This window comes from Streptomyces sp. NPDC003393 (genome assembly GCF_053589015.1).
This window is the reverse complement of sequence record NZ_JBSFRB010000009.1, coordinates 193,881-207,302: the sequence shown is the minus strand read 5'-3', so window position 1 is coordinate 207,302 and position 13,422 is coordinate 193,881. Positions and strand designations below refer to the sequence as shown.

The window sequence follows — 13,422 nt, the reverse complement described above, 5'->3', positions numbered from 1 at the left end:
ACGCCCGGTTACATTTCGAACCCGGAAGCTAAGCCTTACAGCGCCGATGGTACTGCAGGGGGGACCCTGTGGGAGAGTAGGACACCGCCGAACAATTCTTGAGAAAGCCCCCGTGCCATTCGGCACGGGGGCTTTCTGCGTTCAGGGGAACAAGGGGCTTACCCCCCTGCGTCACCGACGCACCGCTCACAAGCGGCCGGCCGCCTTCAGAGCCAGATACGCGTCCGCCAGCGCCGGCGGCAGTGCCTCCGGTGTCGCGTCGACGACCGTGACGCCCTGGCGGCGAAGCTGTTCCGCGATCCGATGCCGCTCGGTCTGTGACTGGGCGGCCGCCGCGGCCTCGTAGACCGCCTCCGTGTTCCCCCTGGCCGCGGCCATGCGAGCGACATGGGGATCCGCCACCGAGGCCACCAGGACCGTGTGGCGCTGGGTGAGCTGCGGGAGCACCGGCAGCAGGCCCTCCTCGACAGGAGCAGCGTCCAGGCTGGTGAGCAGTACGAGCAAGGAGCGGCGCGGAGCCGTACGGAGGGCCGTGGCGGCGAGGCCCCGGGCGTCCGTCTCGACCAACTCCGGTTCCAGGGTGGCCATGGCGTTGACCAGGGACGGGAGGAGATGGCCGGCGGTACGGCCCTGGACCAGGGCGCGGACCCGGCGGTCGTAGGCGAGCAGGTCGACGCGGTCACCGGCGCGGGAGGCCAACGCCGCCAGGAGGAGGGCCGCGTCCATGGCGGCGTCCAGGCGCGGTGCGTCACCCACACGACCCGCGGAGGTACGGCCCGTGTCGAGGGCGATCAGGATGTGCCGGTCGCGTTCGGGGCGCCAGGTGCGTACGGCGACCGTGGACTGGCGTGCTGTCGCGCGCCAGTCGATGGAGCGGGTGTCGTCGCCGGGGACGTATTCGCGCAGGCTGTCGAATTCCGTGCCTTCGCCACGGGTGAGCACGCTGGTGCGGCCGTCGAGTTCGCGCAGCCGGGCGAGTTTCGACGGCAGGTGCTTGCGGCTGGCGAACGGGGGTAGGACGCGCACGGTCCAGGGGACCTTGTGGGTTCCCTGGCGGGAGAAGAGGCCCAGCGGGCCGTACGAGCGGATGGTGATGCGGTCGGCCTGGCGGTCACCCCGGCGGGTGGGACGCAGGCGGGTCGTGACGCGGCGGCGTTCGCCGGGCGGCACCGTCAGCCGGTGGCGGGAGGCCGTCATCTCCGTGCCGGGCTGCCAGCTGCTGGGCGGCCAGGCGTCGCGCAGCCGGGCGCGCAGCACGCGTCGGGAGGGGTTGGTGACGGTGAGGGTGACGTCGGCGGTCTCGCCCAGGCGTACGGAGGTGTCGCCGGAGCGGGTCAGGCCGAGGCGGCGTACCGGTGCGGCGAGTGCGTAGTCGCAGGCGCAGGCGACGGCCAGCGGCGCGTTGACGGCGAGGACGCCCGTCCAGCCGGCGTCCCAGATGCCGACCGGGAGGGAGCCGAGCGCCGCGAGGAGGGCGGCACGTCCGGTGAGCGCCATCAGCGGGGGACCGGGACGTGGGCGAGGATCGCGTTGATCACGGAGTCGGCCGTCACGCCTTCCATCTCGGCCTCCGGGCGCAACTGCACGCGGTGGCGCAGTGTGGGCAGGGCGAGGGCCTTGACGTCGTCGGGGATGACGTAGTCGCGGCCGGTGAGCCACGCCCAGGCGCGGGAGGTCGACAGCAGGGCGGTCGCCCCGCGCGGGGACACGCCGAGGGTGAGGGACGGCGACTCGCGGGTGGCGCGGCAGAGGTCGACGACGTAGGCGGCGATCTCGGGGGACACGGTGGTCTTGGCGATCGCGGCGCGTGCCGCGTTCAGGTCGGCGGGGCCGGCGACGGGGCGTACTCCGGCGGCGCGCAGGTCGCGCGGGTCGAAGCCGGCGGCGTGGCGGGTGAGGACGTCGATCTCGTCCTGGCGGGACGGCAGCGGGATGGTCAGTTTGAGCAGGAAGCGGTCCAGCTGGGCCTCGGGGAGGGGGTAGGTGCCCTCGTACTCGACGGGGTTCTGGGTGGCGATGACCAGGAAGGGCTCGGGCAGCGGGCGCGGGGTGCCGTCGACGGTGACCTGGCGCTCCTCCATGGCCTCCAACAGTGACGACTGGGTCTTCGGCGGGGTGCGGTTGATCTCGTCGGCGAGGAGGAGGTTCGTGAAGACCGGGCCGGGCTGGAAGGAGAACTGGGCGGTGCGGGTGTCGTAGACCAGGGAGCCGGTGACGTCGCTCGGCATCAGGTCGGGGGTGAACTGCACGCGCTTGGTGCCCAGGTCGAGGGCGGCGGCGAGGGTGCGGACCAGGAGGGTCTTGGCGACGCCGGGGACGCCTTCGAGCAGGACGTGGCCGCGGCAGAGCAGGGCGACGACCAGGCCGGTCACGGCGGGGTCCTGGCCGACCACGGCCTTGGCGATCTCGGCGCGCAGGGCCTCCAGGGAGGCGCGTGCGCCGGCCGCGTCCCCGGTGTGCCCGGCGTTGTCAGTGGTCGGGTCCATCATGGACGGCGTACCTCTCTTTCGAGGGCGTCGAGTCGGTCGGCGAGGGAGACGAGGGCCGCGTCGTCGCCGGGCGGCGGGCCGAAGAGAAGGTCGTGCAGGGCCTGTCCGTCGGTGTCGAGCCGGCCGGACAGCGCGGGGAGCAGGGTCTCGGGCGTGTGTGCCTGGGTGACGGGGATGCCGACCAGGGGGGCGAGGCGGGTGCGCGTGGTGGAGCGAAGAGCGGCGGCGGCGCGGTCACGGGCGTTGACCTTGCGGTAGAGGCGGGCGCGGCCTTCGGTGGTTTCGGAGGCGCGGATCGCGACGGGGAGCTTCTCGGGCACCAGGGGGCCGAACCGACGTGCCCGCCACAGGGCGGCCAGGGCGGCGGCGATGAAGAGTTGGAGGGTGCCCCACAGCCAGCCGGAGGGCAGCAGGTCGAAGAAGCCGCGCTCGCCGGTGTCCTGGGCGGAGTCGTCGGTCAGTGAGGGGAGGTACCAGACCAGATGGGGGCGGGAGCCGAGAAGTTGGAGGGCGAGCGAGGCGTTGCCCTGCTTGTCGAGGCGGTCGTTGTAGAGGATGTCGGGCGCGCCGAGGAGGACGGTGTCGCCTCCGTGTGCGGTGTGCGGGATCCGCAGCACGGTGGGCAGGCCGTCGCTGGGGTAGCAGGAGTCGGCGTTCCGGACGGTGGTCGAGTAGCGGACGCCGTCGCCGGTCTCCGCGGTGCCCGCGCGGCGGGCCGCGGGCAGGGAGCAGTCCGGGGCGAGGGTGGTGTCGAACCCGGGTGCGGGATCGGCGGTCACGCCGGGAGCGAGGCCGCCGACGGAGGGGGTGCCGGGGGCGACGAGCACGGTGCGTCCGCCGGAGGCGGTGGTCGCCGTGTGCAGCCGGGACTGCTGGTTCCGGGTCAGCAGGTCGGGCACGGCGACGAGCAAGGTGGTGTCGGGACCGGTCGCGGCACGCGCCTGGTCGAGGGTGGTGACCACGCGGGTGGACACGCCGTGGTCGGCGAGGAGAGCGGCGACGGCGTGGCTGCCGTAGGGGTCGGCGGAGCGCGGGTCGAGACGTCCGTGCCGGTCGCCGGAGCGGAGTGCGGCCATGGCGATGCCCGCGACGAGAAGGATCACGAGTGCGAGCAGGATGCCGCGCCCGCGGGTCCACACCTGGCGGGCGGTGGGCGAGACCGAGGTGGACGGGGACGAGGGCGGCGCCGTGGTGGTGGCCTCGGGGATCATCCGGCGGCTCCCTGCCGGCTGGTGGGGGCCGTGCTCTGGTCGCTGCCGGTCTGCTGCGGCCTGGTGCGTGCCAAGTCGCGGTCGAGTTCGGCGATGCGGTGGTACGACCGCTCGGTGGCTCGGCGGCCGCCGTACGTGACGTCGTCGAAGTCCCGTGCGGCGGCGCGCAGCCGGTCGGTGTGCGCCGGCAGGGCGCGGCCGGCCTCGGCGGCGGCCTCGTCGGCGGTGCGGCCGGGGCGTACGTCGAGGAGGGCGCGTTCCTCAAGGGAGCGGACGACGGCGCGCATGCGTTCCTGCAGGGCCTGGTTCCAGTGGCCCTGGGCGGCGTGTGCCTCGGCGGCCGCCCGGTGTTCGGCGGCGCTGCGGGGGCGGTCGTCGAACAGTGCGGCAGCGGAGGCGGGGGCGCGGTGCGGGGTGCCCAGCCGCCACCACAGGGCGCCCAGCACCGCGAGGACGGCCACGATGACGACGACGAGGCCGACGGTCCCGCCGGGGCTGGCGGCCGAGGCGGAGTCGAACAGGTCGCCGACCCAGTTCCAGAAGTGGTCGAGGACGCGTTGCAGTACGCCGGGGTCGTTCTCGTGGTACAGGCGTTTGGACAGCTCGCGGCGGGCCGCCTCGCGGGCGGGGTCGCGCGGGATGGTCACGGGCGGTTCACCCGGGCTCGGCTGCGCCCCGAGGGCGGATCTGCCGTCCGTGCCCAGCAGCGTGCGCACGGCGGTGTGTGCCGCGCGCGGCAGCGCGGGCAGTGCTGTGAGAACTCCCCCCGGCAGACTCACGGCATCAGCTCCCCGAGGCCGGCGTGCCGGGGCCGTTGTCCTGGATCCCGGCGGCGCGGGCCAGTTCGAGGTCGAGTGCTTCGCGGCGGATGCGCTGGTCGATGTAGAGGAGCACGGTGACACCGGCCGAGATCGGGAACTTGATCAGGGAGCCGATCACCGATCCGATCCCGCTGATGATCAGGTACGTCCAGCCGAGGTCGGTGCTGCCGTCGAACAGGCCCGAGACGCCGCCGTCGCTGAAGGCCGCGGCGAGGAGGCCGAAGGGGATCACGATGATCGCCGAGATGACGCCCACGATGAGCGCGGCCAGCAACTGGATGCCGAAGACCCGCCACCACGAGCCGCGGACCAGCTTGGCCGAGCGGGTCATGGCCTTCTTGATGCCCTGCTTCTCGAGCATGAGCGCGGGCGAGGCCAGAGAGAAGCGGACCGTCAGCCACGCGGCGACCACACCGCCGGCCAGGGCGCCGAGGACGGCGAGCGCGGTGCCGCCGGCGGGCGATCCGGACACGGCGAGGAGAATGCCGGGCAGTATGCCCACGGCGAGGGCGCCTATGCCGATGAGCAGCAGCAGGAGGATCAGCCCGGCCAGTCTCAGCACCTGGGGACGGGCGTCGCGCCAGGCCTCGCGGACGGTGACCGGCCGGCCCAGCACCGCCCGGCTGGTGACCGTCGTGAGCAGGGCCGTGGCCAGAACGGTGCCGACGAGGGAGACGACGAAGAGGACGCCGGAGCCCAGCAGGGCGTCGCCCATGGCCCGGAACAGTTCGCGGGGAGAGGCGTTCGGGTCGTCGAGCGCGTCGCTGTCGACGGTGTTCTGGAGCGCCAGGCGCTGCACCAGGATCGTCACGATCTCGGTGATGACCGCGACGACGAGGGAGATGCCCAGCACGGTGCGCCAGTGGGTGCGCATCGTGGAGACCGCGCCGTCGAGGATCTCGCCGACACCGAGCGGGCGCAGCGGGATCACGCCGGGCTTGGCCGCGGGCGGCGGGCCGCCCCATCCGCCGCCCCAGGCGCCGTAGCCACCGGGGCCGCCGTATCCCGGGCCGCCCCATCCGCCGTTGCCTGGGCCGCCGTATCCGGGGCCGCCCCATCCGCCGCTGCCTGGTCCGCCGTGGCCACCGGGCGGCGGGGTGCCCCAGCCGGGGCCCGGAGGCGGCGGTGGTGGGGTCTGGTCGGGGGCCGGTGCGCCGGTGGGCGCGGGCCACTGGCCCGGCGGCGGCTGCTCCTTGGACCACTTCACGCCGGGACTCTGCGGCTGGGTTCCCGGCCGGTCCGTGGGCTGCCCGGGCTGTGCCGGCTGCGCGGGGTCGGGGCGGCCGGCGGCGTCGGCAGGGAGGGGTGCGCCGGTCTCCTGCCCGTCGGACGGGGCGGATCCGGGCGAGGCCCAGCCCGGAGTGTCTTTCATCGTCGCTCCTTCACGGTGCCCGTCCGCGGTCGCGGCTGCAGGTCGGCAGCCATCGTGCCATGGGGCGGTGTTCGGGTGACCTGCCACGGTAGGGGCTGCGTACCTTCCATTGTCCGCGCGATACGGGGAACACTGTCGGCATGGCTGATCAGTACGCGCAGACCCGTGTCGACAACCGGCAGGCGGGAATTCCGGTCATCCGCTGGGAGGAGCCGCCGGAGGGGCCGGTCGTGGTCCTCCTCGACCAGACGCGGCTGCCCGCCGAGGAGATGGAGCTGGTGTGCACGGACGCGCCCGCGCTGGTCGAGGCCATTCGGTCGCTGGCCGTACGGGGGGCGCCGCTGCTCGGCATCGCCGGCGCGTACGGCGTCGCGCTCGCCGCCGCACGCGGCTTCGACGTGGACGATGCGTCGACCGCGCTGGCGGCGGCCCGGCCCACCGCGGTGAACCTGTCGGTCGGGGTGCAGCGGGCGCAGTCCGCCTACCGGGCCGCTCTCGGCAGGACCGGTGATCCCCGGCAGGCCGCGTCGGCGGCGCTGGCCGCGGCGCGGCAGTTGCACCAGGAGGACGCGCGGGCCAGCGAGCGGATGGCCGGGCACGGGCTGGCGCTGCTGGACGAACTGATGCCCGGCGGCGGGCACCGGGTCCTGACGCACTGCAACAGCGGGTCGCTGGTGTCGGGCGGGGAAGGGACGGCGTTCGCGGTGGCGCTCGCGGCGCACCGGGCGGGACGGCTGAGGCGGCTGTGGGTGGACGAGACGAGGCCGCTGTTCCAGGGGGCCCGGCTGACGGCGTACGAGGCGGCCCGCAACGACCTGGCGTACACCCTGCTCACCGACAACGCGGCGGGTTCGCTGTTCGCGGCGGGCGAGGTGGACGCGGTGGTGGTCGGCGCCGACCGGATCGCGGCGGACGGCTCGGTGGCGAACAAGGTGGGCAGCTACCCGCTGGCGGTCCTGGCCCGCTACCACCATGTGCCGTTCATCGTGGTGGCCCCGGTGACGACGGTGGACCTGGAGACCCCGGACGGAGCCTCCATCGAGGTCGAGCAGCGGCCGAGCTACGAGGTGACCGAGCTCGTCGCCCCGCAGGTTCCGGTGATGGGAGCGGGCGGCGGCATCCCGCTCGCGCCTCTCGGCACCCCGGCCTACAACCCGGCGTTCGACGTGACCCCGCCCGAGCTGGTGACCGCGATCGTCACCGAGGAGGGCACGGTGTCCCCGGTGACCGCCAAGGGGCTGGCCGAGCTGTGCGCACGCTCGCCGCAGGCGGCCGCCGGCTAGCGCCCTGCCTCGTTCCCGCACCGCCTGAACGGTGGGGGAGGCACCCCCGTCAACCGGCCACCGCTCCCTGTTCGGCATGATCGACGAGACGCTCCCGGGGCCTCGTCACCCTTGCCGTTCGCTGTTCGAGGCGGCAGAGGCAGACAGTGACGGCTCGATACGACTATCGTCACAGGCCAGTGAGGTGCCTCACCTGGATCTTCGCCACCGTTACGAGAATGGGATGATGTCGTTTATGAAGGGACGAGTCCTTGTCGTCGACGACGACACCGCACTGGCCGAGATGCTCGGGATCGTGCTGCGTGGCGAGGGTTTCGAGCCGTCTTTCGTTGCCGACGGTGACAAGGCGCTGGCGGCTTTCCGGGAGACCAAGCCCGATCTGGTGCTGCTGGACCTGATGCTGCCCGGGCGGGACGGCATCGAGGTGTGCCGGCTGATCCGGGCCGAGTCCGGAGTGCCGATCGTGATGCTGACGGCCAAGAGCGACACCGTCGACGTCGTCGTGGGCCTGGAGTCCGGTGCCGACGACTACATCGTGAAGCCGTTCAAGCCGAAGGAGCTCGTCGCCCGTATCCGGGCACGGCTGCGCCGGTCCGAGGAGCCCGCCCCGGAGCAGCTGGCCATCGGTGACCTCGTCATCGACGTGGCCGGGCACTCCGTGAAGCGCGACGGGCAGTCGATCGCGCTGACGCCCCTGGAGTTCGACCTGCTGGTCGCCCTCGCCCGCAAGCCCTGGCAGGTGTTCACCCGCGAGGTGCTGCTGGAGCAGGTGTGGGGCTACCGGCACGCGGCCGACACGCGACTGGTGAACGTGCATGTGCAGCGGCTGCGCTCCAAGGTGGAGAAGGACCCGGAGAAGCCGGAGATCGTGGTGACCGTCCGTGGTGTCGGCTACAAGGCCGGGCCGAGCTGACATGTCCGGGGACAGCGCCGCTTCGGTCCCCGGTCGCACCGGAGCCCGCGCTGAGCGGCCTGTCGGCCGGAAGAGCGCGGGCTCTCGTTGGGGACGTTTCTTCGAGGGTGGACTGCTGAGTGGCGGGGTGCAGGGCAGCCCGGTGCTGCGCCTGCTGCTGCGCTGGGTGCGCCGGCCGCTGCTGCCCGTGATGCGGCTGTGGCGGCGCAACATCCAGCTGAAGGTCGTCGCCACCACGCTGCTGATGTCGCTGGGCGTGGTGCTGCTGTTGGGCTTCGTCGTCATCGGACAGGTGCGCAACGGTCTGCTCGAGGCGAAGGTGAAGGCGTCGCAGAGCCAGGCCACCGGCGGTTTCGCCGTGGCCAAGCAGAAGGCCGACGAAGCGGCGGCCGGCACCGGCGAAGACGGTGGCGCCCCCGGAGACGGCCACTCCTCCCAGAACGTCATCTCGTGGATGAGCGAGCTGGTGCTGTCGCTCTCCAGTGGCGGCCAGGGCGCCTTCGACGTCGTCACGCTGCCCGCGGACGACAACGGCGGCGGCGGGCGGGGCCCGCGCGCCTCCGGCGGCGTGGACCCGGCGGGGAGCATCCCCGAGGACCTGCGGATGCGGATCAACAGCAGCATGACCGCCGCGCAGAGCTACACCCGGATCATCTACAAGGGCACCGACAAGAAGCCCCAGCCCGCCCTCGTCATCGGCAAGCAGGTCAACGACCCGAACGGCGACCCGTACGAGCTGTACTACCTCTTCCCGCTGACCCAGGAGGAGAAGTCGCTGAGCCTGGTCAAGGGCACCCTGGCGACGGCCGGTCTGTTCGTCGTCGTGCTGCTCGGGGCGATCGCCTGGCTGGTGGTGCGGCAGGTGGTCACGCCGGTGCGGATGGCCGCCGGGATCGCGGAACGGCTGTCGGCCGGGCGGCTCCAGGAGCGGATGAAGGTCACCGGCGAGGACGACATCGCCCGCCTGGGCGAGGCCTTCAACAAGATGGCGCAGAATCTCCAGCTGAAGATCAACCAGTTGGAGGACCTGTCGCGGATGCAGCGCCGGTTCGTCTCCGACGTCTCGCACGAGCTGCGCACCCCGCTGACGACCGTGCGGATGGCCGCCGACGTCATCCACGAGGCCCGCGAGGACTTCGACCCGGTCACCGCGCGTTCGGCGGAGCTGCTGCTCGACCAGGTGGACCGTTTCGAGTCGCTGCTGTCGGACCTGCTGGAGATCAGCCGCTTCGACGCGGGCGCCGCGGCGCTGGAGGCGGAGCCGATCGACCTGCGCGAGGTCGTGCGGCGGGTGGTGAGCGGGGCCGAACCGCTCGCGGACCGCAAGGGCACGCGCGTCCGCATCGTCGGCGACGAGCAGCCCGTCGTCGCCGAGGCCGACGCCCGGCGCGTGGAGCGGGTCCTGCGCAACCTCGTCGTCAATGCCGTCGAGCACGGCGAGGGCCGGGACGTCGTCGTCAAGCTCGCCGCGGCGGGCGGCGCGGTCGCCGTCGCCGTGCGTGACTACGGTGTCGGGCTCAAGCCGGGCGAGGCGACCCGCGTCTTCAGCCGTTTCTGGCGGGCCGACCCGGCACGCGCGCGTACCACCGGCGGTACGGGGCTGGGGCTGTCGATCGCCCTGGAGGACGCCCGGCTGCACGGCGGCTGGCTGCAGGCGTGGGGCGAGCCGGGCGGCGGGTCGCAGTTCCGGCTGACCCTGCCGAGGACCGCGGACGAGCCGCTGCGGGGCTCGCCGATACCCCTGGAACCCAAGGACTCGCGCCGCAACCGGGGCCTGGACGAGGCCGGTTCGCCGCGCGGCGGCGACAAACTGGCCACCGTGCCTGCGCAGCCGGGGGAGCGGACGGCGCTGCCGGGCCGGGACGGCCGGGACCCGATAGCCGCCCGGCAGACCACCGTGACGCCCACGGCCGACCCGACGGCGCTGCCCGGCAGCGGCGCGCGCGTGGTGCCCAGGCCCGCCTCGGGCACGCGCCGGCCGGACACCACGTCCACGCCCGCACCGACGCGGGTGAGCGCGCCCGCCGTGGAGCCGGCGGGTGACGGGACCGCGAGCTCCGCGGCCCCCGAGGGAGCAGGGGCAGGGGAGCCGAAGCAGCAAGGGGAGGCATTTCGTGGGCGCTGACCGCGAGGGGGGCGCGCGGCGTCGGCCGTGGCGCGCGGTGGCGTACGCCGCCTGTGGGGTCGTCCTGCTGGCGGGCTGTGCCTCGATGCCCGACAGCGGGGATCTGCGGGACGTGGAGTCCACCCCTCGGCAGGACACCGAGGTACGGGTGTTCGCCATGCCACCCGGGGACAACGCTCCGCCGTCAGAGATCCTTCAGGGCTTCCTGGAGGCGCTGACCAGCGACGACCCGCAGTACGCGACGGCGCGCCAGTACCTGACCGGTGACGCCGCGCGGAACTGGAGGCCGGAGAGCTCCATCACGGTGCTGTCCGACGGACCGGGCATCGAGGCCGACCGTACGCCGGGACGCGAGGCCACCGACACGTTCGGGTTCACGCTGACCGGGAGCAAGGTGGCCCGGGTGGACGACCAGCAGTCGTACGCGCCCCTCGGCGGCCAGTACAGCCAGCCGGTGCATCTGACGCGGAACAAGAAGAACGGTCAGTGGCGCATCGACGTGGTGCCGCAGGGCGTCGTCATGGGGCGGTCCGACTTCCAGCGCAACTACGTGTCCGTCGACAAGTACTACTTCGCCTCCAACACCGAGGCACAGACGGCGAGTACGCCGGCGACGGCCGTCGCCGACCCCGTCTACGTACGCCGGCGGGTGGACGCGATGACGCAGATGGTGCGCTCCGTCCTCGAGGGGCCCACGCACTGGCTCGGGCAGGTGGTCAGGTCGAGCTTCCCGACCGGTACCGCGCTGCGTGACGGCGTCGCCGCGCTGACCCCCGACGACCAGAACAGGCTGACGGTGCCGCTCAACCAGAAGGCGTCCCGGGCCGGACGGCGCCAGTGCGGGGAGATGGCGACCCAACTGCTGTTCACAGTGCGGAATCTGACGCCCACCGTGGACACGGTGACGTTGCAGCGTCCCGACGGCAGCACGCTGTGCACGCTCGACGAGGAGGCGGCCGAGGACATCGCCACGCGCGGCTCGATGAAGCGCCCCGAGTACCTGTACTTCCTTGACGACAGGCAGCGCCTGGTGCGGATCGCCGGAGGCAGTACCGGCACACAGGCGGACCCGGTGCCGGGCGCGCTGGGCGAGGGCGCCCAGAAGTTCAGGTCGGCCGCGGTGTCATGGGACGAGCGCACCGCCGCGGGTGTCAGCTACGACCGGAAGTCGCTGTTCGTCGGCTCGCTGGTGCCCGGCGGCACGCTCGGCGACCCCGTGGTGCAGAGCCGGGGGAAGACCGAGAACGACCGGCTGACGCCGCCCAGCTGGGACGCGCGCGGTGACCTGTGGATCGCCGACCGCGACCCGGCCCGGCCGCGGCTGGAGGTGCTGGAGCAGGGCATGGGCGAGCCGCTCGAGGTGCGGGTCCCGGGGCTGGACGGCCGCATCGACGCGGTGCGGGTGGCCGCCGACGGGGTGCGGATCGCGCTGGTCGTCGAGCACAAGAACGGCAGCAAGTCGCTGCTCGTCGGGCGGATCGAGCGGGACGACACGAGCGGGGACCGGCCGGTTGTGTCGGTGCTCGAACTGCGGTCCGCGGCGCCCGAGCTGGAGGACGTCACGACGATGTCGTGGGCGGGCGACAGCCGGCTCGTGGTGGCCGGGCGCGAAGAGGGCGGCGTGCAGACGATGCGGTACGTCCAGGTCGACGGGTCCACGCCGGAGGGCCCCGCGCCCGCCGCGCTGACCGGCGTGAAGTCCATCGCCGCGTCCGAGGACGACCAGCTGCCGCTGGTGGCGTACTCGGAGGACGGGATCGTCCGGATGCCGGCCGGAGCGCAGTGGCAGAAGGTGGTCAAGGACGGGTCGGCGCCGATCTATCCCGGGTGACGGGGCACCGGGTGACCTGATGCCCGGGTGATCGGCCGTCCGGCTGTCAGGGCGATCGGCCGCCCGGTTGTCAGGGCGATCGGCCGCCCGGCTGGTCGGATGCCCGGGTGGCGGTCCGGGGGACGGCGGGCGCCGGGCTCCGGCGCCGTGTCTCACGCGTGTGAGTGAAGCGCCGGATGCCCTGGGCCGAGTTGTCCACAGGCGCTCGCCCTCCGTTGTCCACAGGGGTGGCCGGGGCCGGGCGCCGCGGGCACAGTGGAGTCATGCGCGGGTGGTGGCAGGACCTTGCCGACCTGGTGCTTCCGGCCGAGTGCGCGGGCTGTGGCAGGCCGCGCGCGGTGCTCTGTCCCGAGTGCCGTGCCGCCCTCGACGGATCGGCGCCACGCCGGGTGCGACCGGTGCCGGAGCCGCCCGGCCTGCCGGTCGTGTATGCGGCGGCCGCGTACGCGGACGCGGTGAGGGCGGCCCTCCTCGCCCACAAGGAACGGGGCGCCCTGACTCTCGCGGCCCCGCTGGGAGCGGCACTGGCGGGTGCGGTGCGGGCGGGGCTGAACAGCTGCGCCTCCGGGTACCCGGCAGGACCCGGGGACGGTCGTGTCGCTCCGTGGGGCAGTCGGCCCGTGCGGCAAGGCGGCTCCGTGCGGGGCGGTCGGCCGGTGCTGCTCGTGCCGGTGCCGTCCGCGCCGGGTGCGGTACGGGCCCGTGGGCATGATCCGGCCCGTCGGATCGCGTTCGCGGCGGCGGGCGAGCTGCGCCGGTCCGGGACGCCGGCCCGGGTGGCCGCGGTGCTGCGGCAGCGGCGCGCCGTGGCCGACCAGTCGGGGCTGGGCTTCCGGCAGCGGCTGGCGAACCTCGCCGGCGCGCTGGAGGTGGCCGTCGGTGGCGCCCGGCTGCTGCGGGACGGCCCGGTGGTGCTGGTCGACGACCTGATGACCACGGGCGCCTCGCTGAGCGAGGCGGCGCGGGCGGTGACATCGGCTGTGTACGGGGCGCGGGCCCGGGAAGAGATGGGAGAACGGAACGCGGCATCATCAGGGAAGGAGGGGAACCCGGTGTATGAGGCACCGGAATTGACGGGTGTGTACGGCGCCGGTCATGTGTTCTGCGCGGCCGTCGTCGCGGCCTCGCCGGAATCCTTCGAATTGCGCCGGAACTGACCTCAAACTTCCGTCGTTACAGGTAATGAAAGAGCCAATTCACCTGAACGGAGGTACGCCGCGATAGAGGGTGACGCCGTCCGGCCGGGCGAGATATGTTCGGGTGTGAGGGAAAGGCGCAGGCCGTTCCCGTCATATCCGAGTGCCGTGCCGCGGGTTCGCGGTTTTCGGGTGCGCGGGTTTCCCGAGAAATCACCCGACCGGCAGGGTGGAGATCTCG

At 73.2% G+C, this 13,422-nt stretch carries 10 protein-coding genes and 1 rRNA gene; 6 read left to right on the top strand and 5 right to left on the bottom strand.

All coding sequences use genetic code 11. The annotated features are described in order from the left end of the window. Window positions 1–93, top strand: a 5S ribosomal RNA gene (gene rrf, locus ACWDUZ_RS12795); the annotation flags it as partial. 93 nt (window positions 94–186) lie between these two features. On the opposite strand, the gene ACWDUZ_RS12790 is transcribed toward rrf, so the two are convergent. Genes ACWDUZ_RS12790 through ACWDUZ_RS12770 form a run of 5 tightly spaced genes read right to left on the bottom strand, consistent with a single transcriptional unit; the run spans window position 187 to window position 5,893 of the window. Then, complete coding sequence (locus ACWDUZ_RS12790) at window positions 187–1,497, bottom strand: DUF58 domain-containing protein (RefSeq protein WP_451631832.1); 1,311 nt, start codon at window positions 1,495–1,497, stop codon at window positions 187–189. Further along, on the bottom strand, window positions 1,497–2,486 hold the full coding sequence (locus ACWDUZ_RS12785; RefSeq protein WP_451631831.1) for an AAA family ATPase: 990 nt from the start codon (window positions 2,484–2,486) through the stop codon (window positions 1,497–1,499). The genes ACWDUZ_RS12790 and ACWDUZ_RS12785 overlap by 1 nt, the downstream gene beginning before the upstream one ends. Next, a complete protein-coding gene (locus ACWDUZ_RS12780) occupies window positions 2,486–3,700 on the bottom strand; it encodes a DUF4350 domain-containing protein (protein WP_451631830.1) in 1,215 nt (404 codons plus the stop codon). The genes ACWDUZ_RS12785 and ACWDUZ_RS12780 overlap by 1 nt, the downstream gene beginning before the upstream one ends. Next, window positions 3,697–4,479 (bottom strand): DUF4129 domain-containing protein, encoded by a 783-nt coding sequence (locus ACWDUZ_RS12775; RefSeq protein WP_451631829.1) that lies wholly within the window; start codon window positions 4,477–4,479, stop codon window positions 3,697–3,699. The genes ACWDUZ_RS12780 and ACWDUZ_RS12775 overlap by 4 nt, the downstream gene beginning before the upstream one ends. A gap of 4 nt (window positions 4,480–4,483) precedes the next feature. After that, window positions 4,484–5,893: a glycerophosphoryl diester phosphodiesterase membrane domain-containing protein gene (locus tag ACWDUZ_RS12770; protein WP_451631828.1), complete on the bottom strand. Its 1,410-nt coding sequence runs from the start codon at window positions 5,891–5,893 to the stop codon at window positions 4,484–4,486. Between the two features lie 140 nt (window positions 5,894–6,033). Between ACWDUZ_RS12770 and mtnA the strand changes: the two genes are divergently transcribed. From mtnA to ACWDUZ_RS12745, 5 genes are all read left to right on the top strand, one after another. Further along, the gene (mtnA, locus tag ACWDUZ_RS12765; RefSeq protein ID WP_451631827.1) at window positions 6,034–7,176 is read left to right on the top strand and encodes an S-methyl-5-thioribose-1-phosphate isomerase; all 1,143 of its coding nucleotides are present in this window, start codon (window positions 6,034–6,036) and stop codon (window positions 7,174–7,176) included. Window positions 7,177–7,399: 223 nt separating this feature from the next. Beyond that, window positions 7,400–8,089, top strand: coding sequence for a two-component system response regulator MtrA (gene mtrA, locus ACWDUZ_RS12760; RefSeq protein ID WP_003975799.1), 690 nt, complete (start codon window positions 7,400–7,402; stop codon window positions 8,087–8,089). Window position 8,090: 1 nt separating this feature from the next. Then, window positions 8,091–10,214, top strand: a complete 2,124-nt coding sequence (gene mtrB, locus ACWDUZ_RS12755; RefSeq protein WP_451631826.1) for an MtrAB system histidine kinase MtrB — start codon at window positions 8,091–8,093, stop codon at window positions 10,212–10,214. After that, a complete protein-coding gene (locus ACWDUZ_RS12750; protein ID WP_451631825.1) occupies window positions 10,204–12,045 on the top strand; it encodes an LpqB family beta-propeller domain-containing protein in 1,842 nt (613 codons plus the stop codon). The genes mtrB and ACWDUZ_RS12750 overlap by 11 nt, the downstream gene beginning before the upstream one ends. Window positions 12,046–12,308: 263 nt before the next feature. Continuing rightward, window positions 12,309–13,202 (top strand): ComF family protein, encoded by an 894-nt coding sequence (locus ACWDUZ_RS12745; RefSeq protein ID WP_451631824.1) that lies wholly within the window; start codon window positions 12,309–12,311, stop codon window positions 13,200–13,202. Window positions 13,203–13,422 lie beyond the last annotated feature (220 nt).

What these genes read in the sequence shown, in the direction of transcription:
- ACWDUZ_RS12785 (WP_451631831.1), bottom strand. Translation starts at nt 2,486, where the DNA reads ATGGACCCGACCACTGACAACGCCGGGCACACCGGGGACGCGGCCGGC.
- ACWDUZ_RS12780 (WP_451631830.1), bottom strand. Translation starts at nt 3,700, where the DNA reads ATGATCCCCGAGGCCACCACCACGGCGCCGCCCTCGTCCCCGTCCACC.
- ACWDUZ_RS12770 (WP_451631828.1), bottom strand. Translation starts at nt 5,893, where the DNA reads ATGAAAGACACTCCGGGCTGGGCCTCGCCCGGATCCGCCCCGTCCGAC.
- mtrA (WP_003975799.1), top strand. Translation starts at nt 7,400, where the DNA reads ATGATGTCGTTTATGAAGGGACGAGTCCTTGTCGTCGACGACGACACC.
- mtrB (WP_451631826.1), top strand. Translation starts at nt 8,091, where the DNA reads ATGTCCGGGGACAGCGCCGCTTCGGTCCCCGGTCGCACCGGAGCCCGC.
- ACWDUZ_RS12790 (WP_451631832.1), bottom strand. Translation starts at nt 1,497, where the DNA reads ATGGCGCTCACCGGACGTGCCGCCCTCCTCGCGGCGCTCGGCTCCCTC.
- mtnA (WP_451631827.1), top strand. Translation starts at nt 6,034, where the DNA reads ATGGCTGATCAGTACGCGCAGACCCGTGTCGACAACCGGCAGGCGGGA.
- ACWDUZ_RS12745 (WP_451631824.1), top strand. Translation starts at nt 12,309, where the DNA reads ATGCGCGGGTGGTGGCAGGACCTTGCCGACCTGGTGCTTCCGGCCGAG.